The 24,484-nt window shown below is 67.1% G+C and carries 21 protein-coding genes; 3 read left to right on the top strand and 18 right to left on the bottom strand.

Annotation, left to right across the window (positions count from 1 at the left end):
• Positions 1–240 precede the first annotated feature (240 nt).
• Positions 241–879 carry a lasso peptide biosynthesis B2 protein gene (locus C1707_RS08275; protein WP_123170733.1) on the top strand — a complete coding sequence of 213 codons (639 nt, stop codon included), beginning with the start codon at positions 241–243 and terminating at the stop codon, positions 877–879.
• Entirely contained in the window at positions 879–2,624 is a 1,746-nt protein-coding gene (locus tag C1707_RS08270) for an asparagine synthase-related protein (RefSeq protein WP_101714356.1), read from the top strand. The genes C1707_RS08275 and C1707_RS08270 overlap by 1 nt, the downstream gene beginning before the upstream one ends.
• Here the strand turns inward: C1707_RS08270 and C1707_RS08265 are convergent.
• The 8 genes from C1707_RS08265 to C1707_RS08235 form a co-directional block, all read right to left on the bottom strand.
• Positions 2,537–4,972 carry a S9 family peptidase gene (locus C1707_RS08265; protein ID WP_101714355.1) on the bottom strand — a complete coding sequence of 812 codons (2,436 nt, stop codon included), beginning with the start codon at positions 4,970–4,972 and terminating at the stop codon, positions 2,537–2,539. The genes C1707_RS08270 and C1707_RS08265 overlap by 88 nt on opposite strands.
• A gap of 15 nt (positions 4,973–4,987) precedes the next feature.
• Positions 4,988–8,008 carry a TonB-dependent receptor gene (locus tag C1707_RS08260; protein ID WP_145998445.1) on the bottom strand — a complete coding sequence of 1,007 codons (3,021 nt, stop codon included), beginning with the start codon at positions 8,006–8,008 and terminating at the stop codon, positions 4,988–4,990.
• A gap of 121 nt (positions 8,009–8,129) precedes the next feature.
• Positions 8,130–9,128, bottom strand: a complete 999-nt coding sequence (locus tag C1707_RS08255) for a FecR family protein (RefSeq protein WP_101714353.1) — start codon at positions 9,126–9,128, stop codon at positions 8,130–8,132.
• A 16-nt stretch (positions 9,129–9,144) separates the two neighbouring features.
• A complete protein-coding gene (locus tag C1707_RS08250) occupies positions 9,145–9,666 on the bottom strand; it encodes an RNA polymerase sigma factor (protein WP_101714352.1) in 522 nt (173 codons plus the stop codon).
• A 471-nt stretch (positions 9,667–10,137) separates the two neighbouring features.
• Positions 10,138–11,586 carry a hypothetical protein gene (locus tag C1707_RS08245; RefSeq protein ID WP_145998444.1) on the bottom strand — a complete coding sequence of 483 codons (1,449 nt, stop codon included), beginning with the start codon at positions 11,584–11,586 and terminating at the stop codon, positions 10,138–10,140.
• Positions 11,583–12,905: a KGGVGR-motif variant AAA ATPase gene (locus C1707_RS08240; protein WP_164467305.1), complete on the bottom strand. Its 1,323-nt coding sequence runs from the start codon at positions 12,903–12,905 to the stop codon at positions 11,583–11,585. The genes C1707_RS08245 and C1707_RS08240 overlap by 4 nt, the downstream gene beginning before the upstream one ends.
• Before the next feature lie 2 nt (positions 12,906–12,907).
• Positions 12,908–13,297 (bottom strand): hypothetical protein, encoded by a 390-nt coding sequence (locus C1707_RS26055; protein ID WP_145998443.1) that lies wholly within the window; start codon positions 13,295–13,297, stop codon positions 12,908–12,910.
• A 177-nt stretch (positions 13,298–13,474) separates the two neighbouring features.
• Positions 13,475–14,395, bottom strand: coding sequence for a HEPN domain-containing protein (locus tag C1707_RS08235; protein WP_101714349.1), 921 nt, complete (start codon positions 14,393–14,395; stop codon positions 13,475–13,477).
• A gap of 221 nt (positions 14,396–14,616) precedes the next feature.
• Here C1707_RS08235 and C1707_RS08230 point away from each other — a divergent pair, with 221 nt between their 5' ends.
• The gene (locus C1707_RS08230; RefSeq protein ID WP_164467304.1) at positions 14,617–15,525 is read left to right on the top strand and encodes a LysR family transcriptional regulator; all 909 of its coding nucleotides are present in this window, start codon (positions 14,617–14,619) and stop codon (positions 15,523–15,525) included.
• Here the strand turns inward: C1707_RS08230 and C1707_RS08225 are convergent.
• The 10 genes from C1707_RS08225 to trbB are packed head-to-tail and all read right to left on the bottom strand — an operon-like array spanning position 15,522 to position 24,476.
• Positions 15,522–16,694 (bottom strand): TraB/TrbI/VirB10 family type IV secretion system protein, encoded by a 1,173-nt coding sequence (locus C1707_RS08225; RefSeq protein ID WP_101714347.1) that lies wholly within the window; start codon positions 16,692–16,694, stop codon positions 15,522–15,524. The genes C1707_RS08230 and C1707_RS08225 overlap by 4 nt on opposite strands.
• The gene (gene trbG, locus C1707_RS08220) at positions 16,691–17,572 is read right to left on the bottom strand and encodes a P-type conjugative transfer protein TrbG (protein WP_101714346.1); all 882 of its coding nucleotides are present in this window, start codon (positions 17,570–17,572) and stop codon (positions 16,691–16,693) included. Before trbG ends, C1707_RS08225 begins: the two co-directional genes overlap by 4 nt.
• Positions 17,572–18,252: a conjugal transfer protein TrbF gene (gene trbF, locus C1707_RS08215; RefSeq protein WP_101714424.1), complete on the bottom strand. Its 681-nt coding sequence runs from the start codon at positions 18,250–18,252 to the stop codon at positions 17,572–17,574. Before trbF ends, trbG begins: the two co-directional genes overlap by 1 nt.
• A gap of 2 nt (positions 18,253–18,254) precedes the next feature.
• The gene (trbL, locus tag C1707_RS08210; RefSeq protein ID WP_101714345.1) at positions 18,255–19,508 is read right to left on the bottom strand and encodes a P-type conjugative transfer protein TrbL; all 1,254 of its coding nucleotides are present in this window, start codon (positions 19,506–19,508) and stop codon (positions 18,255–18,257) included.
• Between the two features lies 1 nt (position 19,509).
• Positions 19,510–19,779 (bottom strand): putative entry exclusion protein TrbK-alt, encoded by a 270-nt coding sequence (trbK-alt, locus tag C1707_RS08205; protein ID WP_101714344.1) that lies wholly within the window; start codon positions 19,777–19,779, stop codon positions 19,510–19,512.
• Positions 19,776–20,513 (bottom strand): P-type conjugative transfer protein TrbJ, encoded by a 738-nt coding sequence (trbJ, locus tag C1707_RS08200; protein ID WP_101714343.1) that lies wholly within the window; start codon positions 20,511–20,513, stop codon positions 19,776–19,778. Before trbJ ends, trbK-alt begins: the two co-directional genes overlap by 4 nt.
• On the bottom strand, positions 20,510–22,927 hold the full coding sequence (gene trbE / locus C1707_RS08195) for a conjugal transfer protein TrbE (protein WP_101714342.1): 2,418 nt from the start codon (positions 22,925–22,927) through the stop codon (positions 20,510–20,512). The genes trbJ and trbE overlap by 4 nt, the downstream gene beginning before the upstream one ends.
• Before the next feature lie 3 nt (positions 22,928–22,930).
• Complete coding sequence (locus C1707_RS08190) at positions 22,931–23,137, bottom strand: VirB3 family type IV secretion system protein (RefSeq protein WP_240633958.1); 207 nt, start codon at positions 23,135–23,137, stop codon at positions 22,931–22,933.
• Positions 23,138–23,196: 59 nt separating this feature from the next.
• Positions 23,197–23,562, bottom strand: coding sequence for a TrbC/VirB2 family type IV secretion system protein (locus C1707_RS08185; RefSeq protein ID WP_205686829.1), 366 nt, complete (start codon positions 23,560–23,562; stop codon positions 23,197–23,199).
• Complete coding sequence (trbB, locus tag C1707_RS08180) at positions 23,559–24,476, bottom strand: P-type conjugative transfer ATPase TrbB (RefSeq protein ID WP_101714422.1); 918 nt, start codon at positions 24,474–24,476, stop codon at positions 23,559–23,561. Before trbB ends, C1707_RS08185 begins: the two co-directional genes overlap by 4 nt.
• Between the last annotated feature and the right edge of the window lie 8 nt (positions 24,477–24,484).

Genomic DNA, 24,484 nt, shown 5'->3' with positions numbered 1-24,484 from the left:
GCGTCGCTGGCCTTCGCCAGCGCCAGGCGGCTCCATCGGAGCCGCCTGTTCCTTGAAGCCAAGCTCAAGGAGACTGTGATGCTCGACCGATCCAAGATCCGCTTCATCCGCCTGGGCGACGCCAAGAAGCTGACGCACGGCGGCGACGGCCCCGGGACCGAGATGCTCACCTTCCACTACGATCCGGGCTGAGCCCATGCGGCGCCGGCCCGCCGGCGCCGCAACCTTACGGGGGCACGCGTGGCTCAATATCTTTCACCCACCACACATCTGGTGCGGCTCGGCGAAGACCTCGTCGTGCTGGATGCCCGCACAAACGCTTATTTCTGCCTGCCTGGCGCGGGGGATGCGCTCGGCCAGCAGGCTGGCGCCCTGCGCTTCGCCGACCATGCGCTCGCGCTAGCCTTCGACGAGGCCGGCTTCCTGGACGCCGAGCCCTTCCACCATGAAGCGCCTCCTGACGCCGCCACGCAGGACCTGGGACTGGCTGTCGCTGACCGGCTCTCCCTACGCGACCTCGCCACCGTACTGGGCGCCTGGATCTGGATGTTGACCGCCTATCACCGACAACCCTTCGATCGGCTCCTGGCGACCGCGCGGCAGGGGCGCAAGGCCCCGCCTTCAGACACCCCCGCGGCGATGAGCGCTCTTGTCGCCGCCTTCACCCGCATCTTGCCGTGGCTGCCCTTCCAGGGGGTCTGCCTCTACCGGTCGTTTCTGCTGCTCCGAGTCCTGCGTCGTCGCGGCTACGACGCCCGCTGGGTGTTTGGCGTCCACACCTGGCCGTTTCAGGCCCATTGCTGGCTGCAGGTCGGCGACACCGTGCTGGACGACACCGCCGACCGGCTGACGGCCTTCACGCCGATCATGGTGGTCTGATGGACGGCTACGTCCTTCTCAGCCCTGCGGCGACCAAGGCCGCCCAGAGCACCCTGGCGCGGAACGGTTGGACCAAAGCCCGCGCAACCTCCAGCGCCGCGCTCTTCGTGCGCCCCTATACGCCGGTGCGCGATTTCGGATCGGCCTGGATCGTTGGCGATCTCTACTCGCGCGGCGCCCCCGGCCCGGCGCCCGCGGTGCTGGAACCAAAGACGACAACAGCTTCACCAGAAGCGGTCGTCGAGGCGCTGCTGTCGGGTTGGTGGGGACGCTACGTCGCTCTCTTTCCACACGAAGCGGCCGCCTTCCGCGACCCCTCAGGCCACATCGACTGCTTCACCTGGCGCCTCGCGGACGGTTGGGCGGCCGCCTCGGAGCCGCCAGACGCCCTGCCGGTCGAGGCCTGGCCCCTTGACCTCGCCATCGACTGGGACGGCCTGGCCAGCGCCATCGAGGACCCTTTCGCGAGCGGCATGGTCACTGGCCTTCGCGGGCTCTCGCCGCTTGCGCCGGGCGGACTGCGACGGCTCGGCGCCTCGCCCCCCGACCGTCAGATGTGGCGCCCCGCGACGTTCGCGGGCCGGCCTCACGCCTCATACGAGGCCTCGCGGGACGCGGTAAGATCCGCGGTAAGGGAGGTCCTGCAGGCCGAAGCCAGCCACGGCGGCCCGCTGCTGGCCGAGATTTCCGGCGGGGTGGACTCGGCGATCGTCGCAACCACCCTGGCCTCGATCGGCGCGAGCGAACGCACGCGGTTCATCAATTTCCACATCGCCGATCCGACCGGCGACGAGCGCCCCTTCGCCCGCGCCGTGGCCAACCAGGCCAAGATCGGGCTGGAGGAAATCGCAAAGCCCGAACTTTGGCTCGATGCGGGCGCCCTCGGGGCGCTTCCCGTCGGGTTTCGCCCCTCCCTCAACGGGATCGATCGCCACTACGACGGCGGGGTCGCCGAACAGGCGATGCTGGCCGGCGCAAGCCGTATCCTGACCGGCCAGGGCGGCGACATGGTCTTCTTCCAGGCTCCCTCGCCCAAGGTGATCGGAGAGCTCTGGGGGCGGTGGACCCGGCGCCCCAGAGCCGATCCGCTCTGGCGCCAACTGGAGGACGCTGCGCGCTGGAACCGGCGCTCGGTCTGGTCGCTGTTGGGCGAAGCGATCAGGGACGCCGCCCGGCCGAGCGCCACCGGCGCCTTCCGCCATCCCTGGCTGGAAGAGGCCCTGGCGCCAGCCAAGAGGGCGCAGGTCCGGATGCTCGCCCGCTCCCAAGCGTTCCACGGCGCCAGCCTGCGAGGCCGGCAGACGCGGCTCATTCATCCGCTGCTCCATCAACCGGTGCTCGAAGCGATCCTGGCGACGCCGGTGGTTGATCTCGCCCGCCATGGCCGCGGCCGCTTCCTGGCCCGCGACGCCTTCGGCGACCAGTTGCCGGCGGTCGTCGGCAATCGTCGGTCCAAGGGCGACCTGACGGCCTACTACGGTCGAATGGTCGTCCGCAGCCTACCCGCCTTGACCCCGTTCCTGCTTGACGGGCGCCTGGTCCAGCAGCGGCTCGTCGATAGGGCTGCGCTGGAAACCCTGTTCGACCCAGATCGCCTGATCTACCAGGGCGACTACCCCCGGCTTTTCGAGATCATCGCCCTGGAAGCCTTCGTACGTCACTGGGAAGGTAGGCTCGGCTCGCTCGCGGCCGCCTCGGCCGGTCGGGAGAGACGCGCGGCCAACCATGGCAGGACCAGCGCGTAGATCGCCCGGATGTTGGCCGGACTGGTTGGCACGTGCCCTTCACCCATCAGGGTCAGCAGCGTCGCGTCCTTGTCCTGGCGGTAAAGGGCGTTGAGCATGGCCTGCCCCTCGGCCAGGGGGACCTGGTCCTGATCTCCGTAAATCAGCAGAAGCGGCGTGTTGATCTTGTCGGCCTGGAGCAAGGGACTGTTGCGAACGTAGCGTTCGGCCTGTCGCCAGGGCGGCCCCAGAAGCGCCCCCTGCCCCGTTTCGCCGTAGCCCATATAGAGCGGGTTTGGCGCGCCATCCTCGGGAGCAGTCACGAAGTAGGGCTGCACCGCACCCCAGCGGGAGAGGTAATTTCCAGGTCCGGCCTGGGCGATCACCGCCTTGAACCGATCCGATTGGGTTGCGACCGCCAGTCCCGCATAGCCGCCAAAACTATGCCCCCACAGCGCCAACCGATCAGGATCCACCAGCCCCCGTGCGACGACCTCGTCCACAACCGCCAGAATCTGATCGGCCAGGCCGCTCGCCGGCTCACCGAGGGTGGGGTCACGCGGGAGGGCCGGCGCGAGCACGGCATAGCCCTGGGCCGCCAAGTAAGGCGCGCTGGGGGTGAGGTTCTGCGCGGACACCCGAAAGCGGCTTGGAATCTTCTGCGGCGCCGAGCCGGGATAGGGCACGACGATCAGGGGCGGTCGGTCTCCCTCGCGCCACCCCGGCGGCAAATAGAGCCAGCTCTTCTGATGGATCCCCGATGGCGTCATGGTCTCGATCGCGCGAATCTGACCCCGATCGAGCCTGGCGACATCTTGATTGAGGCGGACAAGCTCACGAACCGGCGCGCCGCCCCTGGCGACCATGACGCGCCGCTCGCCTTCCACCTTGCGCTCCTCGACCAGCAAGCCCGCGCCGGTTCGGTCCAGGACGACGGCGCCGGCGGGCGGCTCCCAGCGATTTCCCGAAAGATCGGCCAAGCCGGTCTGCGACCGCAGCAGCAACCGCTCGCCCTTGGGCGGCGCCGAAGAAGGCCGGGCGCCGGCGCCGAAGGCGGATGGGCGAAACCAGGTCGCGCCCGCAACACCCGTCGGCACGGCTTTGCCGCCCATTCCGACCCGCCAGACCCGCCCCTCGACCAGGACCAGCAGTCGTTGATCCTGCCCGATCGCCACCGCACCCGGGGGACCAGGAAGAGCCGCCGTCAGGTTGATCGCCCCAGCCGCTCCGAGCGCGTACCAGTCGGACCGAACCGCGCCCTCCCTACGGGCCAGAACGATGGGCGCGGCGCCGAGCCAGTCGGCCTGGACCGTGGCGAACCCTTCGCCGCCATAGCCGATCTCCGGGCGCGGCGCCTGGGCGAGCGGCGAGCGACGGCCGTCGGCCGCCTCGATGACGACCAGCCCGCCATCCGCTTCCGGCGCACCGACCTGGTGCTGGTAGACGAGCAGGCGATCTCCCGTTGGCGACCAGGCCATGGGCTGGATCAGGGCGGTGCAGTTCGAGCAGGGTTCGCGCACGGCGCCGGTCTGTAAATCGACGATCGACACCGCCCGCCGTCGGGTCGGCGCGCCCATTCGCACGGGTTGGTCGGCCTGAAGCCCCATCGGTTCGGCTTCGCCCAGCGCCGCCAAATATCGCCGGCTCGGTGAAAGCTCGATGTCGAAAAAGCCTCCCTCGGCAAGCGTTGTGATCTGACCCGTGCTCAGGTCGAACCGGACAAGTCGACGATCGCTCCGACGGTCTGCGCCCCGGGAAGGTCCGGCCGACGTGACGATCACCGACGGGGCGGCGCCCGCCGCCTGCCTGGACCACAGCTCGCGGGTGCGGGCCTGGTTCTGCCACCCCAGCTTCAGATGCAGCGGCGCCTCGCCGGCCGGCAGCGCGATGGCCACGAACACCTCGTTGGACACCCACTGCAGGCTTCGCCCGTAGAGCGCCTGTTCGATCGGCAGCCCCAGCCACCGCACCGACCCGCCGCCGAGCTCGACCACGCCCGCATCCCAGCAATGGTCCCGCCAGCGAAAAACGACCATGCGGCGCCCGTCTGGCGAAAATGGCCCGGCCAGATAGCCTGCATTGGCCTCCGCCTCGAAAAGCGGCTTGGCGGCGCCGTCGCCCGCCAGCTCTGCGACCATCAGCCGGCCGAGGCTGGCCGCGGCGGTTTCGAAATCGAAGCTCGGCGCCTGGTCGTAAGGCCGCTGCGTCTCGATGACGACCCACCGGCCACCGGGCGAGAGCGCCGACTGGCCAAGCTCCTCGAGCGACAGCAAACGGTCCAGAGTCAGAGGCTTGGCCCCAGCCGCGGACGCGACCAGGGCCAGCCAGGCCGCCAGCAGGCGGCCCAGCCACGAAGATCGAAAGATCATCGTCGTCCCCCAGCTTTACCAGCGCTTGGTGAGCTGGAGCGCGACGAAGCGGCCGAGCGGATCGGCGTTGGCCGGATCGTAGCCGACACCTTGCGGCGAGTCGTAAAACGGCGGATCCGCGCCGAGGAGGTTCTGGACCGAAAGCGCCATCGCCAGACCGCCCAGCAGTCCATCGCGCTCCGGTCGCCAGGCCAGTTGGGCGTCCAGCGTAGTCCAGCTGTCGATCGCCACGCCCTGGGCAGTGGCGTAGTCATCGACATAGTTCACGGCGGCGCTCGCCGCCCAGGGACCACGCGACCAGGTTGCCGAGGTCCTGGCCCGCAGATCAACCGGCTGACCGGCCTGATCGAGATAGGACACCCACTTGGTCGTCGGCGTCAGCTGGCGCTCATAGTCGATCAGGTAGGTGAGGTCGGCCGACAGATCCACCCGCCCGCCCAGGGCCTCCAGGCGATGTCGCGCCGACAGATCCAGCCCCTGGATACGCAGGCCGCCGGTGTTGACGTTACGCCCGTCGACGATGGCCGTGTAGGCGTTGGTCGGGTAGAGGCCGGCGCTGGTGGTCGTCGCCAGGAGCGCCGATAGCTTGGCCTGGTCGGCGGCGTTGTTGGGGTCGAGCGTCTGGACGAACGGCGCATAGGCCGCGTTGCCCAGCACGTTGTAGATGTCGTCATAGACGGGGGTGCCGATCTTGTCGGTGAAGTCGGTGTCGAACCAGGTCAGCGAAAGCTTCAGACCCGGCCAGCGCTTGGAGGCGTAGTCGACGCCCGCCGTCCAGGACTTGGCCTCCTCGGGCTTCAGGTTCGGGTTGCCGCCGTAACGCAGCAGAACGAGTTTGGTCGTGCTCCCCGACTGTAGGAAGGCCGCGCCGGCGTCCTGAGGCTCGAACACCTCCGGCAGGGACGGCGCCCTGAACGACGTCCCGTAGGTCGCACGGAAGATGACGGCGCCGCTGGGCGCCCAGACGACCCCGATCTTCGGATTGCGGGTCTCGCCGACGTCGTCGTAGCGTTCGACGCGCGCGGCCAGCGACAGCTCCAGCCGGCGGACGCCGGGCAGTGCGTTGTCGGGCCCGACCAGCGGCGCCCGCAGCTCAGCGAACCCGGCCGCGACCGTGCGCCGGAAGGGACCGGTTATCGTCTTGGTCGGGGTCGCACGCGAGGTCATCGAGATCGTGCGGGTCTGGAAATCCTCCGTCCGCACCTGAGCTCCAACCGCCAGCTTCATCGGCCCGCCAGGCAAGGCCATCACCACCCCGTCGGCCTGGGCGTTCACCGTCTTGATCTGGCTGGCGTAGCGCGTCCGGATATAGCCGCCCGATATGAAGTCGAGCACCGCCTGACTGTTGGCCGCTCCATCGCCATAGGGATTGAAATAGCCGTCACGCGCGGCGCTGTAGCTGGTGGCCGGATCGTCGGCGATGCTGCCGAGGGCCTCGCTGAGGAACCGCGTGTTGAGGCGATTTGTGTTGGCGCGCCGACTGACCTCCTCGGCATAGGCGCCATAAAAGCTCGCCCGCCAGGTCCGGCCGATGTCGATGTCCGCGCCCACCGACAGAGCCAGGCTGTCGGACTTGCCGCGCGACCGGAGCGGTCCCAACTCGTCGGTGAAGGAGTAGGCGATGACGTTCGACGCCGCACCGTTGGGCGAGACGAAGTAAGGGTTGGCGCTGGTGACGGTGAGGTTGGCCACCGAGCCAGGCAGCGCGTAGGCGTAGGACCGCCGACCGATCCGCGCATCCGCGCTGACCTCGAAGTTCGGGGCCAAGGCCTGGCTGATGGCGAGGTAGACGGTGTCGCGCCTCTGCTCAGGCAGGATGTCGGTCTGGTCGCGCTGGTTTTCCAGGTTCACGACACCGGCCTGGAAGCTGCTCGCGGTCAGCCCAACGCCCGATTGGCCAGGCGGAATCGCCCAGGTCGGCACATAGGCGGCGGACGCCGAGTTGAACACCAACACGTTGCCAGGGCGGCTGTAGAAGAGGCGGCGGTCGGTTCCGCCAAGGCTGCGCAGATCCGCGGTGGCGGCGAAGTCGCGCTCTGCGCTGGCGAGGCTGTCGCGGTGATAGTGCTCGTAGCTGGCCAGCACATGGCCGCCGCTCCAGGTCGCGCCCAGTGTCTGCGCGGCCAATCGCTCCAGTGCGCCCCCGCCTTCGGCCACACCAACCCGCGCCCGGGTCTCCGCGCCGCTGAAGTCCTTGCGCAGGATGACGTTGACGACGCCGCCGACCGCGTCGGAACCATAGATCGCCGACGCCCCGTCGAGGAGCACCTCGACGCGGTCGACCGCCGCGGTCGGCAGGCCGGACACGTCGGCGAAGTCGCCCTTCAGCCCCGAGCCCGCCATCCGCCGGCCATTGACCAGCACCAGGGTCGCTGACGCACCCAGCCCGCGCAGGTTCACGCCGGTCGCGACCGAGGCGTTTCCGCCCGTCGTGTCGCTGTTGGTCAAGCTGGTATCGCCCGAATTGGCCCCGCCGAACGCCTGTGGCAGCTCGGTCAGCATGTCGGCGATCGTCGCCCGGCCCGATCGGTCGAGGTCGTCACGGCTCATAGTCACCACGGGCGAAGCCCCGACCGACTGTCCGCGGATCAACGATCCGGTTACCACCACCTCGGCGACTTCGGTGGGCGCCGGTGCGACCGGCTCCAGCAGCGGCGAGATCGGATCTTCGAGCGGGGAGCTGTAGATCACCGGGATGGCGAAGCGCTTGAGGACCATCGCGCCACCACCCGTGTGCCGCAACTCCACGGGCACGTTGGCCAGGAGCTTGGCGATCGCCGCCTCGGGCGTCAGCCTCGCCTTCAGCCCGCCCGAGCGCAGGCCGGCGACCACGTCCTGGGAGTATGCCACGGGCCGGCCGCTCTGCTTGCCAAACGCGATCAACGCCGCATCGAGGGTGCCAGCGGGAATGTCGAAGTCGATGACCTGCGCTTCAGCGGCTTGAACGGCCGGCGCAGCGATGATGGTGGCGGGCGCCAGGAGCACCCAGGCCGCGAGCCCAGACAGCAGGCGAAAGCGAGACGAGGTGTTACGCACGAAGAAGTCCCCTCCGACGTCCCGCCGCGTCCGTCGTTGGACGGATCTTCTGTGCACGGCGCTAAACGTCGGGCCATAGACGCGGCTCACTCGCCCTTCCCCTGGCGTCGCTCGAAAAAAATCAGCTCGGCTTGTTCTCCGACTTGCGGGTGAGCCGAACGAGGCCAGGCCGAGATCTGTCGATGGCCAGGTCGTGCATCTCGGCGATCGCGCCGATGAAGGTTTCCATGTCGCCGGCGTCGAACACGCCCGACATTCGGTCTTCGGCCATCTCGCCTATATCGAGCTCGATCTTCGCCCGGTCGTATCGATTGACCTCGGCGACCGCCTCTCCGAGGGGGACCCCGCGGAAGATCAACTGGCGCCGCGTCCAACTCGTCGCGGCTTCGGTGTCGATCGACGCCACCTTCGGCGTAAGCTGCTGGGTCGAAAGACCCTGCCCCGGCGACAGCCGCCAAGTGCGCTCACCGGACTTAGCCGCCGCACGGACTTCGACCGCCCCCCGCAGCAGCGTCACCCGCGCCCCGTCCTGTTCGCGTCGAACATCGAAGCGCGTCCCCAAGGCCGTGATCGAGGTGTCGCCGGCGACGACGACAAACGGCCGCGCCGGATCGTGGGCGACATCAAACATGGCCTGCCCACGGACCAGGCGCAGCTCCCGGCGCTTGCCGGAGATGGCGACGGTGACCTTGCTGGCGGTGTCCAGCATCAGGGTCGAACCGTCCGACAACTGCAGGGTCCGCTGCTCGCCGACCTCGGTGGTGTAGCCGCGTGGTGCGGTGGCAAGATACCCGCCGCCCAGGAGGATCGCCGCGCCGGTGAGGCCTAACATGGCGCCGAGCGCGGGCTTGATGCTCCAGCCAGGGCGGCGCCCCGCACGGGGTTCGCTCCGCTTCAGGGCGTCTTCGACGCTCGCCTTGATCTCGGGATGACCAGCGACGGCGCCGCTCTTGCGCCAAAAAGCGTCGACCTCGTCGTAGGCCTCCTTGTGACCCGGCTTCTTGCGCCAGATGCGAAACGCCTCAAGGTCAGCGGCGGCGACATGTCGCTTCTTCAGCCGCGCAAACCAGTCGGCCGCCTCTTCGCGAGCTTGGCTTGTCGGGACGATCGAAAGACTCATGATCGGCTTCTTCCGCTCAGTCCTGCACAGGCTTCACACAATGGGCGATGGCCCTGCTCAAGCGCCATTCCACCGACTTGATCGTTAAACCACAGCGTGTGGCGATTTCTTCATAGGTCATTCCATGGAAGCGGCTCAAGACGAAGACGTCACGATACTGCTCCGGCATCGACAATATCATCTCCTTGATCAGGAGATCCGAGAGCGCATCGCCGCCAACGGCGCAGTCAGGCGCCGGCGCGCTCTGCTCCACATGGCGGCCGCGCACGGCGCGTCGGCGCAGCAGGTCCTTGGCGAGGTTGGAGGCAATGCGCATCAGCAGCGCCTGCGGGCTGCGAATGCGTCCAGCCGCATGAGGGGCCAGACGGGCGTAGGTTTCCTGCACCACATCGTCGGCCTCGGCGCCGAGCCTTCCCCCAAACTGCTTGCGAACCATGGCCCCCAGCCAAGGGGCGTGGCGCCGGTAGAGTTCATCAAGGGTCGCGCCCTCTTCACCATCGTCGGGGCGCGTGGCAGCGCGCTGCAGGTTCCGGTTCATCGACCGCTCCGTCATCGACAGGGGCGATCGGAAACCCGCAAGCAATCGAGGCCGGGCAGCCGCAATGTGGCCGCGTCGGCGCGCGCCCGGAATTGGGCGTTGGCGCCTGGCGGCGCTCGCCAGGCGTTATGTCTCGTTGGCATCGCAAGGGGTTTCCACACCCCACCCGCGCTTGCAGCGCCGGCCCTGGAATCCTGAATCAATCGGGGCGGCTAGGCAAGTCGGCGATCGACGTTTGGTGGAGAAAGGGGGCGGGCGTTGGAAACCTAGCGATGAGAAAGGCCCACCAGTTTCAGCCCTGGCCGCCGCCGATAACCCCCGGCTCAAGACCAGCGCCTATAGGGCGGCGCCCGCGGGTAGAAGTCGTAGTGTGGTTGCATCCGATCGACAATGCAGTGCCCACGACGCCAATCCAAAAGTCGGGCTCAGCGCCTCCGATGGGGAAAGGCCCATCAGAGCCGCGCGTTGACACTACCGCTTAGGCCGGGGAGCGATGCCGCCGCGGCGTTTGATACGCGCGGCAACTCGGAAGATGTCCGGAACATTGACCTTTTCGGCAGAGCGACGCTCTATAACCGCAAGATCAATCAAGGCAGCAAGCAGAGCCTTCTCTGGTACGGTCGCGAACTCTGGGGCATCGAGTTGGATAGGGGCTGCCGGGCGGGCATCATTCGTATGGGAAACAATCAGGTCCACCGTTCCCGCCGCCCGCCAAAGTTCCGTAACATCACTTTCAGCACATGGCACAGTAAGGCCGCTAAGTGCATTGAGCGCGTCGTCTACCCACGGATGATCCTCGCGCAACTCTTCTAGGCGCGTATCAGACGCCTTGAGAACACCAGCATTGATGCCGACGTGATCAATCGCGGTCTCGATCGCGCTGCTCGAGCGATCAGCCGCTTCCTTCAGCGCGATAAGGAAGCTGCGAAGACTCGTCTCACCATGCGCATCAGCCAGGTGCTTGGGCATCCACGTGTACGTCCGGCCACGCTTCTTGTTCGTCCCCATGAACTCGCCCGCAATTGTAGCGAACAAGGCTTCTTGGTGGCTGGGTGAGACCTTAATAAGCTCGGGAAGGTCGGACTTGCTCAGATCTAGTTGAAGCTGAAGCTCTTTACCGAGCTGCGCAAGAACCGGGCGTGCAGAATTATCGCGCCAGATCCGTGTGAACAGCACCCCATAAAGATCTTCTGGCTCCCAAGTCAAGGCAACGGCCGCGGTGCGAAGCTTAGAAAAATCGGCAAATGTCTTGCGGCGCATGTCTTCAAACTGATCATGCCGCATAAACATCTTGATACGGATCGCCTTACGAGCGCTCATTTCCAACGCCAGCCGGGCCAACCCACGAGTGAGCGTCCGGATCGAATCCCAATCGGTCGCCAGAACATCAAGCGCGTCGAACACGATAAGCAGGATGCGCCCATCTTCGGCCTGTCGCCGATCGACTTCTAGCAAGGCGTCCTCGAATGCCTCCGGCGTCTCTTCGATCCACTTGACGCGATCATTGAACGCAGCCGGCCCGACATTTGGCGCGAGAACCTTGAGGATGACACTGCGCCAGATCGATGCCGGATCTTCGGCGATCTTCAGAGCAGCCTTCAGGGTTGACGGTGAGGGAGCGATGTTCCCGCTCCCCATCGCCCCCTCATAAAAGCCGAGTTCGACGTCGAGCTTGTCGAGACCAAGCTCCGGATAGGCTTCGCTGGCCGCCTTTCGAGCTTCAGCATCGTACAGCACGGATGCCCAAAAGCTTTTCCCAACGCCTCGACCGCCAACAACCAGCGCACGGTTGGGATCGAGCGCCTTGGCGTGGTGGGGCGGGGAGTAAATTTCCGCGACATTGGGCTTGTCGGCAGCACGGTGCGCGACCGACGGGCTCAGTGAGCGCAGTACCGAACGAATTTCTTCTTGACCGTTCACGTCGCTGAGCCCTGCAAGTCTGCGACAGTCTCAATCACCTTACGCACGAAGGGACCGAAGCTGCGATCAAAGAATTCACGGCTGAGCTGGTCGCGACGCGAACGGGGATCAAACTCAGCAAAGTCGGCATCGAATGGGATCGGCCACGCGTAGTGCGGCGCGGCATCGTCATCGACATCGAAATTGAAGCCGTCCAAGTCGGACGGCCCGGCCTCATCATAGAGAAACTCGGCGAACAGATTTTGTGCCTGATCGCGAAAATGCTGGTGAGCCTCGAGGCCGCGGCCTGCCTTGGCATGTACCATCTGTAGGCCCGAACGCCAGTCCTCAGCGTGACCAGCCTCAAGAGCGTACCGGTTGAGCTGAGCGAAAAGATAGCGATAGCACTCGAACGTCTGAGGCGTGTCCACGCCAAACATCAGTACCGTTCCGCCCAGACCGACCACCGCAGCGGCCGAGCTTTCACTAAGGCCGGCGCGCGCATCGACTAGGATCACGGACGTGCGACCGCGCGCGATAATCGCTCTGACTAGAGCCTGTACCTGACGCATGAAAGAGTAGGTGTCGCCGTCAGGACCGACACGATCTATCAGCGCCCGTCCAAGCTTGGGCAGCACGTTCTGCGGACTGGCCACGCCCTGGCGCCCAACAGCTGGCATGACCTCGACCAGACCACGCCCCGCCGTCAACGGCGATGGCGCAATGCAATCTTCGAGAAAAGCACCGTCGGTCGGGTTGAGACCTTGCTCAACGAGGTAATCCAGCACGCCGAACTGCGGCAAATCTTCCGGGGGCAGCAGAATCGTTCCGATACCCGGTGCCTCAAGATCAAGGTCGATGATCATGACGTCGTGGCCCGCGTCAGACAGCGATGCGGCCGCCACAGCAAGCGCAGTCGATCGACCTACCCCCCCCTTGCAACTAAAGAAGGTGAGGACAGGAATGCCTGCATTGAACGCCAAGTTTGGGGTATTCCAATCCTGGCCAACAATGCGGCGATCCAACAACCGGATAACGGCGCTCCCACCGGCAAGCTGAATAGGCTCGGGGAGTCCTATCCCAGGCTCGTCAAGCTGTGGATCAAAGAGCTCTTCGGCCGTGGCAGAGGGACCATCGACATATCGACCAAGCAGAGCGTTAGCCGCTTGATCGAACTGCGCCCGCGCACCCACTTCTACCTCGGTCCTTAGAATGAAGGTAAGAAGGCCGCTGGCATCACGAAGGAACAGGCCTGACTCGACGACCGCTCGTCCAAGGTGCTGATCGGCAAGGCGCGCCATCGCCTCCAGGGCAGAATCAAATCGGATGTGGCTTTGCATCGTCATTGCCTGATACCCGCCGCGCCAAACGTCCTACGCGCAAGCGCTTCCCACTGCAAATACATGGCATCCGTTACTGTGCCGTTGGCCGAATATCGATCGGAAACGCTATAGTCGTGGAAGAAGGCCGCCTGAGTTTGCAGTAACAGCGTTCTCAATCCTGCGGTTTTCGTGTTGCGTGAACTCAAACGCCGCAGCATTGCCCCCGCGATATCAGGAAGATGAAGCCGGGGGTTCTCGCGCTGGGGCTCATGCAATTCAAACGCATGCTTTAGCGCACACTCTGCCGCGAAGCCAATCAGGTGACCAGCATTGTCGAAGCGCTGGCTCGCCGCGAGGGTCTTGGCGTCAGCGTAGTGGCGCTTGGCGGCCTCGCTATAGGCTTCAGGCATATGAAAACTCAGGTTCGACCGACTCGCTATCCTAGCAGTAGAGTCGATCACGGCCGAACGGAACTCAAGCTTGGCCTATTGGGGTGTCACCAGCAGCTCGCCTCGTCGTACGCGAGCACGGCAGCAGACCCGACCAGCGGCCTGACCCCATCGGCAAGCGGTTAGTAAATGCACCCACTAGGCCGCCAATCGCTTCAACTCCATAATCCGTTCTTGCGCAATCATCTCGACGATCTGCTTCAACGCCTCGACCCGACCTACAAGCCAGTCGAGATGATCGGTCGATATCTCATAGGACTTGGAGTAGCGCGCCTCCACATAGGCCCGACGGATCAGATCGAAGCCCTGGCGTTCGAATTTGTTGGATCCCGGCCAGATGCCAACCAACCGCGTGTCCATTGCTTCAGCGCGATCTCGCAGCAGGTTCAGACGATGGGTCTTCGCGCTGTAGAGCGTGAGAACCAAGACGAGGCCGTGATAAAATCGTTCTGCGGCTTGATGCAGCTCGAAAGCTGCCTTTTTCGACCATCTCGGCCCTTTCGCGATGTGATCCCGACCGGTCTCCAAAAACTGGTCCGCACTCTCGAACCACTCATCGAAGTAGCCCTTAGTCTCCGCATAGGCGTCCTGGGCTGACAGCGATCCCGGAAGGTTAAATGAGAATTCGTCTTCACAGAAAAGCTCGATCCCGTCTTTCAGGATGTCAGTAAAGAAGTAGCGGCCGAGGCGCAGCTGCTCGTTCACGTCATCAAGGCTATGGACGATGAAGCTAGGCTGGGTCCGCAGACGTTCGCCCGAGGCGAGTTCGCGCAGCAGGACCTCGTCGGACTTGCCCCAGAACTCCTGGAGGTCGGTCAGATCCTCGTGGTTGACGACGAGCAGCAGGTCGTAATCCGAGAAGTATCGTCCCTTGGGGTCTTCCACCCAGTCGCCGCGCGCATAGCTGCCGAACAGGATGATCTTCAAAAGCTTGCCGTCGCGGTAGCGCGGCATCGTCCGCCGGCTCAAGGCGTCCGCGAACCCCTGGCGCAGCACCTCGACGACGAGATCCAGTTCCTTGCGCTTGCCGGCCGGCAGATGGTCCAGGGAGGTCTTCATCGGTCCTTTCATCCTCCGCAACGCGAGGGCGGCGCACCGAGTCTAGGGACTGGAGCGGGCTCAGGGAAGCCGCCCGACGCGTTCATCCCCTAGCACGCCACCTCTAGCTGCGATGAGTCTGCAGATATTGAGCGTATATTCGCAGTATAGAGTGGATGCGCGCTGCTATGCGCTGTTGCATCGGGCTCCAGGCCGCCTTGGCGCGGCGCCGATACGGTTTCATGCCCGCGCCGCCCTACACGCCTGATGTCGTCGAGACGGGCCGCGCCAGCTTACGGGCTGGGGTCGGACTGCACCATCTGCGTTACGTCCTGGCGGCCGCGGAGATGAGGGGTTTTCGTCGCGCAGCCCGAGCGTTGGGCGTTCAGCAGTCGGCCCTGTCTCGGCGTATCCAGGAACTGGAGGCCAGACTCGGCGCCCAGATCTTCGAACGGACGCCGCAGGGCGTGCGCCTCACCGACGCCGGCGACCGCTTCGTGTGCACGGCGCGCGAGGCGGTGATCGATCTGGACTTGGCGGTGGAAACAGCCGTCGACGTCGGTCGCGAGCAAGCAGAGACCCTGCGCCTAGGCGTGCTCGGCGGCTTTGGTGGCGGCCCCCTCCACGAGATCCTGCGTAGCCTGATGACGCGGGCGCCGGGGCTTCGCCTCGATCTCATCGAGGGCGATGCGGCCTCGCTCTCGGCTAACCTCCTGTCGGGCCGGCTGGACCTGGCGCTGCTTGTTCGCCCCCCGGCCAGGCTTTCCGTATTTCCGGCTTGGCGCGAACACGTCTTTGCGGCCGTACCGATCAACGATCCGTTGGCCGACCGCCGCACCGTCACCTGGGCGGACTTTTCAGATCGCCGGCTGCTGACGCCGGCGGCCATCGCCGCCGAGATCGGCGCGCTCTGCCGGCGCCGCGCCTCCGATGCCCCAGCGCCTGTATCGGCCGGCGCCGGAGCAGCCGCCCGTCTGGTCGCGCTGGGTCAGGGTTGCGCCCTGATCAACGAGGGGTCCGTTGTCCCCGTCACCGGCGTCGTCTACCGGCCGATCGCCAGGACGTTCCTCGATCTGAAGGCCGTCGTCGGCCGAAGACCCGAAAAGCCGGCGCTCAGGCCCTTGCTGTCGCTTCTGACCCAAGCGGCCTAACGCACACCATCGAAAACGATGTCGCGCGTCACCAGGATGGTGATCGGCAGGCCGGCGCGAAGGGTAAGCGTCGGCTGCACATCCAACTGCCGGCGGACGACTTGCTGGCCCGCCTGATTGAAGGTGTCTTGGGCGCCCCGGCGGAGCGCCCGGGCGACGCCGCCTTCATCGTCAGCGCCCAGCTCGGCGGCGACGCCAAGGGTGCTCGACAGGAGCGCCGCCTTGGCCATCGAGCTCCAATGGGCCTCGACCTTGTCGGAGGCCCCCGAGCGACCTGCGGCATCGCCGCCGATCAGGCGGTCGAGCTCCAACGATCGTCCGTCTGGGAAGACGACTCGGTCCCAGGCCAGGAGCAACCGCCGCTGACCAAAGCTCACCTGGGAGTCGTAGGTCCCGAACAGGCGCGATCCCTGTGGAATGAGAACGGTGCGCCCGGTGAGGCTGTCATAGACGTGCCGCGTGACCTGAGCCGAGATCGGTCCGGGCAGGTCCGAGCTTACGGCCGTGACCAGGGCCGCGGTAATCACCGTCTGGGCCTGAAGGACCAGGCGGCCAGCACGAGGCTGAGGCGTGTGGGCGCTGATCGTCGGCGTCCGGCTCGCCTGCAGGAAGGCGCGCTTCTGCGCCTGGTCGCCGCCCGACGCCTGGATCGGCGGGAGCTCAGCAGGCAGGTTCCCCGACACCGCAACCGGCAGCGGATCTGGCAACGCCGGCGGCGCGCGGGGCGGTTCAGCGCTGCTACGTTCCCGCCCTGCATTCGGCAGGAAGACCCCACTGGCCCTGGCCGCCTCGAGCGCCGCGCGCCGAGCCTGGACTTCAGGCGAACTCGCAACCGCCGACGACGGTGCAGCGGTTGGGGAGGTCCGGTTCTGGGCGGCCAGGATGGGACCGCCAAGGTCGCCCGGCAGTGGGGGGCCAAGGCGCGGCACGTCGCTGTAGGTCTTGGGACCTTCGGCCATCATCGACAGCGGCGGCTTGGTGTCAGCAATCTCCGCCGGTTTGACCGGTTTGGGGGCCTTGGGCTGCAGGGCCATGGCCAGGGCCGCGCCGACACCGAGCGCGCCCAGTCCCGCGGCGGTCAGCACCACGGGGCGAGACAGGCGAGCGACCTTCGGTGCAGCGGCTCGCAGCTTGACGATCTCCTCGGGCGCCTTGCCCTGCCCGCTCATCGGCCGACGCCCGAGGCGCGCTCGATCCGCACCCGTCGGGCCTTACGCTTGTCGCCCAGCCTCAGCTCGGCCCTGTCGAACAGACGATCGACAATGATCCGGCGGCCGTCGAGGCGGTAGTTCACCAGCTCGGCGCGACCGGTGTCGTCGACCAGGAACAGCGGCGGCAGGTCGCCGGTGATGACCGTACCGGAGAACACCAGGACGACCTGCCGACCATCGTCGAACACCTGCTGGGGACGCCAGGCCACCTTGTCCCCGCTGACCTGGTAATCGAAATTGAGGGCCGCGAAGCTGGGGGCGAGCGCTGCTTGAGGCGCGACCGGCGCGCCTTGAGGGAGCGCAGGAGTGGTTTCAGCTGTCGCGGCCTTGGCCCGCTTCAGCGCGATCAGGGCGTCCTGCGGATAGGACCAGGCCACCGAGGCCATGTAGGTGGCCGCGCTCGCCCGTAGCTCGAGATAGTAGGTGCGGCGGTTGGTGTTGATCACCAGGTTTGTGGCCAGGCCAGGCAAGGTCGGCTTGACCAGGACGTGAACCCGGCGATGTTCGCCCTCCCCGCTCTCGGTGTCACCGATCACCCAGCGCGCCGTGTCGCCGGCGGCGATCGGCCCCGCCCCTGCCAGCGTCTCTCCGGCCTCGAGCACCAGGTCGGTGACGCGCCCTGGCGCGGCATAGACCTGATAGAGCCCGCCCTCCGTCCAGGCGTAGCGCTGAACCGCGCCCTGGAAGGTCGAGGCCTGCGGTTGGACGCGGGCGGCGGCGTTGGCGTTGGCGACCGCTCGACTGGGGGCCGCCTTCGGCGTGCTCGGCGCGGCCTGCGCCGTCCCGGCGGCCGCAAGCATCGCCGCGGCGAGGATGGAAACTCGGCAGCCAGTCATCAGCCCATCTCCTTGGACCAGTCGATCGCGTCGACGAACACCCCCAGCGGGTTCTTCTTGAGCTCGTCGACACGCCGGGTCGGGCGCTCGACCAGCGTGATGATCGCCGACCACCGCTCGGTCCCGATCAGGGCGCCGTCCTGGTAGCGGCGCTCGATCCAGGCCAGGCGGAAGCTGGAGGGCGAGGCGCGCAGGACGGTGACGACTTCGATCGAAACCTGCTCCTTGCCCACCCGCAGGAAAGGATCGGCGCCCTGGGCGTAGGCGCTAAGCACCCGCGCGCCCTTGGGGCTGGTGAAGTCGTAGGCCCGCAGCCAGTTTTGCCGGACCACGATCGGATCGGCCGACACCGAGCGAACCTCCTCGACAAAGCGGCCCAGGCGCGCGGCGATCATCGGATCGGTCGGCCGATAGTCCACGCTGGCCGGCGCCACCACCCTGGCCTCTCCGAAGCGGTCGACCTCGACGACCCAGGGCACGACCTGGCCACGGACGCCCTGCCAGACCAGGGCGCCGGAAAGCGCGATGATCGACAGCCCCTGCACAAGGGCCAGGCGCCAAGCGCGTCGCCCCGAGACCGCCACCGCTCCGATGCGGTCGTCCCAGGCTTGCCTCGCCCTGCGATAGGGAGTGTCCAGTTCAGGCGTCTGGCCGTAGCGGACGCCGGGTCTATTGAACATCATCACGATCCTTCCGAGAGATCGACAGAAGCGCCCGCGCCGCTGCCGCACGACGAAGCCGCGTGACCCGCCGCGGACGCGCCGTGCGCGATGGTCTGGCCTTGCTTCATGCGGCGGGCCCACTGCGGCTGGGCCTGACCGCCGCCCTGGGGCGGTGGCGGCGCTTCACCCGGATCAGCCTGACGGCGGCGTGCGCCTTCGAAGCTCTGGCCAAGGCTCTGAGCCATCCGGCGCAACGGACTGGCGGCCGCCCCGCCGGCCGCCTTGGCGACGCCCATTGCGCCGCCGGCCTGAGCCGCGCCCGTCGCACCACCGGCCAGGGCGGCAGCGCCCCGCGCTGCGCCGGCGAGAAGCCCTGCGCCGCCACCAACGGCCATGCCGGCTAACGCCCCGCCCGCGACCATCACGCCGCCGGCCGCGGCGGCCGTGCCGACGGCCGCGCCGGCCGAGAGCTGGGGACCGCCGGAGATCAGGCCACTGGCGATCCCCGGCGCGAATAGGCCAAGGCCCAGCAGACAGAGCGAGGCCAGGACGACCGACAGCGCCTCTTCGATGGTCGGCTCGCTACCGGCGAAACCTGCGGTGAACTGCTCGAACAAGGTCGAGCCGATGCCCGTGACCACCGCCAGCACCATGACCTTCACGCCCGAGGCCACCACCGCGCCGAGCACTCGCTCGGCCAGGAACGCCGTCTTGCCAAAGAGGCCCCAGGGCGCGAGCACAAACCCGCACAGGGTCGTCAGCTTGAATTCGATCAAGGTGACGAACAGCTGCACGGCCAGCACGAAGAAGCTCAGGATCACGACCAGCCAGGCGATCAGCAGCACCACGATCTGGATGAAGTTCTCGAAGAAGGCGACGTAGCCCATCAAGCCGGAAATGCTCTCCAACAGCGGCCGGCCCGCCTCGATGCCGGCCTGGGCCACCCGGCCGGGGCGCATAAGATCGTCGATCGAGAACCCCGCGCCCGTAGCCTTCACTCCAAGTCCCGCGAAGCTCTCGAAAATGATCCTGGCCAAGCCGTTCCAGTTGCCGATCAGATAGGCGAAGGCGCCGATGAAGAGGGTCTTGCGGATCAGGCGGGCGATGACGTCTTCGCTCTCGCCCAGGCTCCAGAAGAGCGCCGCCAGAGTGACGTCGATGACGATGAGGGTGGTGGCGATGAACGCCACCTCCCCGCCGAGCAACCCGAAGCCGGAGTCGATGTAGCGCGTGAAGACGCCCAGGAAGCGGTCGATGACACCCGTGCCCTCCATCTCAGCGCGCCTCCTTGGCGGCCACGCCGAGGAACCGGCTGCGGGCGGCGCGCCAGGCCGCGAGACATTCGGGATCCTCCGCCCCCGCCGCGCCAAGATGCTGACACCGGGCCAGGACCGCCTTGTCGTCGGCCAGCATGGGAGCCCGCGAAGCCGTGGTCATGTTGGGTGGGGACGAGACCGGATGGCGGCTCGCCTGGATCATCGCGACGAGGATCACCAGGGTCGCAAAGCCGATCGCGCCGAGCCGGAAGAGCGCCTTGGGGCTCATGGCTGGTTGAACATCTTGGCGTCCCCGGGCTGATAGCCGGTGCCGGGCGCCAGGAAGCGCTTGAGCTGTTCCTGAGCCTGGTCCTGGGCCGCAGCGCGCTGGGCCGCCTCCAGCGTCCTGGCCCGTTCTGACGCCGCCAGTAGCGTGGTCAGATCCGACAGCTGCTGGGCCTGCAGCGCCACCAGTTGGTTGCCGGCCTGGGCCGCCTGCAGGGCGCCGCTCGCCGATTGGCTGGCTGAAACCAGTTGGTTGAGCTCGGTGCGGGCGCCGTCGAGATTGCCCACCACGCTGGCCTGCACCTTCAGGGCGTCTTGGAACGCAGCGACGCTGTTGGACCAGCGCGTCTTGGCGTCGGCGAGCAGGCCTTGGCTCGTCGCCGACGCGGTCGCCGGCCGATAGGTGGTCGTGAACGCCGCTTCGATATCGGCCACCTTCAGCGCCAGACCCTTGGCCTGGTTGATCAGGGCGCGGGTCTGCTCAAACTGGGCCTGCAGGGCCTGGATCGAGGAGTACGGCAGGCTCGTCAGATTGCGCGCCTCGTTGAGCAGCGATTGGGCCTGGTTCTGCAGCGCGGTGATCTGCTGGTTGATCTGCTGGAGCGTGCGGCTGGCCGTCAGCAGGTTCTGGGCATAGTTCGACGGGTCGAACACAGTCAGCTGGGCCAGCGCCGGCGCGGGGATCAGCAAAGCCGTGGCGGTCAGCAGAAGGCGGCGACGGACAAGGTCGTTGATCATGACAGAAGCTCCGGAGGAAGGTCTGCGAGAAGGTCGGCGGCCCAGGCCAGATCGCGATCGCGCAACCAGGCGGCCGCGAACCCTTCGTCCCCAGCCTCGGCCAGGACGCGGGTGATCGACGCCTGGTCGGCTTTCGAGGAAGCGGCGCTGAACGCCAGGGCGACCTCCCCCAACCCCAGATCGAAGAGGCGCTCGCCGGCCGGCGACTGGCAGTAGTAGTCGCGCTTGGCCGTGGCGCGGGCGATCAACTCGACCTGGCGGGCGTTGAGGCCGAAGCTCTCGTAAATGGTCGCGATCTGAGGCTCGAGCGCGCGGGCGTTGGGCAGGAAGATCCGCGTCGGGCAGCTTTCGATGATCGCAGGCGCGATGGCGCTGTCCTTGATGTCGGCCAGCGACTGGGTGGCGAAGACCACGCTGGCGTTCTTCTTGCGCAGCGTCTTCAGCCATTCGCGGATTTGGCCGGCGAACCCCGGATCGTCGAGAGCCAGCCACCCTTCGTCGATGATCACCAGGGTCGGCCGCCCATCGAGACGCCCTTCGATCCTGTGAAAGAGATAAGCCAGCACCGCCGCGGCCCCCGCGCCGCCGACCAGGCCTTCAGTCTCGAAGGCCTCGATCGCGGCCGCCTGTAGGCTTTCGGCTTCGGCGTCGAGCAGGCGCCCAGCCGCCCCGCCGACACAGTAGGGCCCCAGCGCCAACTTCAACGAGGCGTCCTGCAGCAAGGCGGCCAGGCCGCTGAGCGTACGCTGCTCGACGGGCGCGGTGGCCAGAGCGCCTAGCGCCGACCAGAGCCGATCTCGGCCCTCGGCGCCGAGCGAAGCGCTTTCCTCTCGCAAAATCGCGCCGAGCCAGATCGCAGCCCAGGCGCGCTCGGCCGGCTCGTCGATCCTGGCCAGGGGCTGCAGCGACGGCGTCTCCTGCCCGCCAAGATCATGGAAGCGCCCGCCCATCGCCAGGGTCGCCGCGCGAATGGAACCCCCGAAATCAAAGCCGAAGATCTGGGCGTCGGCATAACGGCGAAACGACAACGCCATCATCGCCAAAAGCACGGACTTGCCAGCGCCGGTGGGGCCGACCACCAGGCAGTGTCCGACATCGCCGAAGTGCAGGGAGAACCGGAATGGCGTCGATCCGTCGGTCCTGGCCCGCAGCAATGGTGGCGCTGCAAGGTGAGCATCCTCGTCCGGGCCCGCCCATACCGCCGAAAGCGGCGCCATGTGAGCCAGGTTCAACGTCGAGATCGGCGGCTGGCGGACATTGGCGAACACCTGGCCCGGCAGGCTTCCCAGCCACGCCTCGACCGCGTTGACCGTCTCGCTGATGACCGTGAAGTCCCGCCCCTGGATGGTCTTTTCGACCAAGCGCATCTTCTCGACCGCCACACGCGGGTCGGGGTCCCACACCGTCACGGTGGCCGTGACGAGGGCCTGGCCAACGTCGTCGGCGCCGAGGTCCTGCAGCGCCGCGTCGGCGTCGGCCGCCTTGTTGGCCGCATCGGTGTCGACCAGGGCGGAAGCCTCGTTGGTCATCACCTCCTTGAGGAGGGAGGCGACCGACTTGCGCTTGGCGAACCACTGGCGTCGGATCTTCGACAGCAGGCGCACCGCATCGACCTTGTCGAGCATCAGGGCCCGGGTGCACCAACGATAGGGAAAGGCCAGCCGGTTGAGCTCATCGAGGACGCCGGGGAAGGTCGCGCTCGGGAAACCGATGATGGTCAAGGTGCGTAAGTGCTGGTCGCCGAGCCTGGGTTCCAGGCCGCCAACCAACGGCTCGGTCGCCAGCAGGACATCAAGGTGCATCGGCGTTTCAGGAACACGAACCGACTGCCGCGCCGTGCTCACCGCGCCATGGAGGAACGAGAGCGTCTGAGTGTCGTCCAGCCACTCGGCCAGCGGCATGAACGGATCCAAGAGCTGGAGCACTCGATCGGTTCGCTGGATGAAGCTCTGCACCTGTTCCCAGGCGTCAAGGCCTCTGCCCGACCGCCCCTCAACCATCAGCGCCCCGAACCTCGCCTGGTCCTCGGCGGGCGGAAGCCAGACGAAGGTCAGGAAGTAGCGGCTCTCGAAGCAACTGCCGGCTTCAGCGAACTGTTCTCGGCGTTCCAGGTCGACCAGCGCCGAGGCCCGATCGGGAAAGCGGCTCGAGGGGTAGTCCGCCGACGGATCACGCCGAGCCTCGACGAACAGCGCCCAGCCCGAACCAAGACGGCGCAGGGCGTTGTTGAGCCGGCCGGCGGTCGAGGTCACCTCCGCGGCCGTGGCGCTGTCGAGGTCGGGACCGCGAAATCGCGCGGTCCTCTGCAGGCTGCCATCCTTATTGAGGACCACGCCTTCAGCGACCAGCGCCGCCCAGGGAAGATAGTCGGCCAGCTTGGCGCCGGCGTCGCCGTAGGAGCGTAAGGCCATCATCGGTCAGGTCCGCAAATAGGTCGGGTAGCGCAGATGCCGGCGCCCGACCTCGACGAACTGGGGATCATGGCGCGCGCCCCAGGCCGCCAGCGCGTGGCCTACCAGCCAAAGCAGGAGCCCGAGCAGCCACAGCCGAAGCCCAAGCCCGATCGCCGCGGCCAGGGTGGCGTTGGCGATGGCCACCGTGCGCGGCGCCCCGCCCAGGAGCATCGGCTCGACGAGCGCCCGACGGACCACCGCGTAGTAGCCGGCCGGCAGATCCCCGCCCCTCACAGGACCAGCGCTCCACCGCCGAACGAGAAGAACGACAGGAAGAAGCTGGACGCGGCGAAGGCGATCGACAGGCCGAACACGATCTGGATCAGCCGGCGAAAGCCCCCCGAGGTCTCGCCGAAAGCCAGCGACAGACCGGTCACGATGATCACGATCACCGCCACGATCTTGGCCACCGGCCCCTCGATCGATTCCAAGATCGACTGCAGCGGCGCTTCCCACGGCATCGACGAGCCCGCCGCCCCTGCCGGCGCCGCATAGATCAGGCCCATGACCGTAACGCCCGCCGCGCCGAAGCGATCGAGCGTGGTCTCAGCCAGCAGCCGGCGCTTGCGGCGCGCGGCCGCATTCGACGAGGTCATTGGTCGTCTCCTAGGGGGGAAAGCTGGTAGGCGCCGGCCTCGAAGCCCGACACCGCGCAGAGCTCTGTCAGGCGCCTGACGCCGTCCTGGCGCGAGAGCACGGCAATGACGTCGATGGTCTCGGCAATCAGCTCGCGCGGGGCCTGGCTCACCGTCTCCTGGATCAGTTGCTCCAGCCGCCGCAGGGCGCCGAGGGCAGTGCCCGCATGGAGGGTGGCCACTCCGCCGGGATGACCTGTGCCCCAGGCCTTGACCAGATCGAGCGCCTCAGCCCCGCGAACCTCGCCGACGATGATCCGGTCGGGTCGCAGGCGCAGCGTCGAGCGCAGAAGATCGCGCAGCGAGGCGACCCCCTCCTTGCTGCGCAAGGCCACGGTGTTGGCCGCCGGGCACTTCAGCTCGACGGTGTCCTCGATCAGCACGACGCGCTCGTCGCGACCGGAAAGCTCGCCCAGCACGGCGTTGGTCAGGGTGGTCTTGCCGCTTGAGGCGCCGCCGGCCACCAGGATGTTGCGGCGTTGGCCCAGAGCCAGGCGCAGGGCCTGCGCCTGGCCTGAGGTCATGACGCCGGCCTCCTCATACGCCGACAACGAAATCGACCGGACGGCGGGCTTGCGGATCGCGAAGGTCGGGGCGGCGACCACGGGTGGCAGCAGCCCTTCGAAGCGCTCCCCTCCGCCCGGCAGCTCCGCCGACACCCGGGGATTGCCCGCGTGCGCCTCGACGCCGACATGGTGGGCGGCCAGGCGCACGATCCGCTCGGCCTCGCTGGCGGTCATGTTTCGGCCGGTGTCCTGAACGCACCCGCCCAGCCGCTCCAGCCACAATCGGCCGTCAGGATTGAGCATGATCTCGATGACGTCGTCAGCTTCCAGCCAAGCGCAGATCAGCGGTCCCAGCGCCGTGCGCAGCATCGCGCGGC

The organism is Caulobacter flavus, assembly GCF_003722335.1.
Lineage (GTDB): Bacteria > Pseudomonadota > Alphaproteobacteria > Caulobacterales > Caulobacteraceae > Caulobacter > Caulobacter flavus.
The sequence above is the reverse complement of the archived record's forward strand: the minus strand, read 5'-3'. Positions and strand labels throughout refer to the sequence as shown.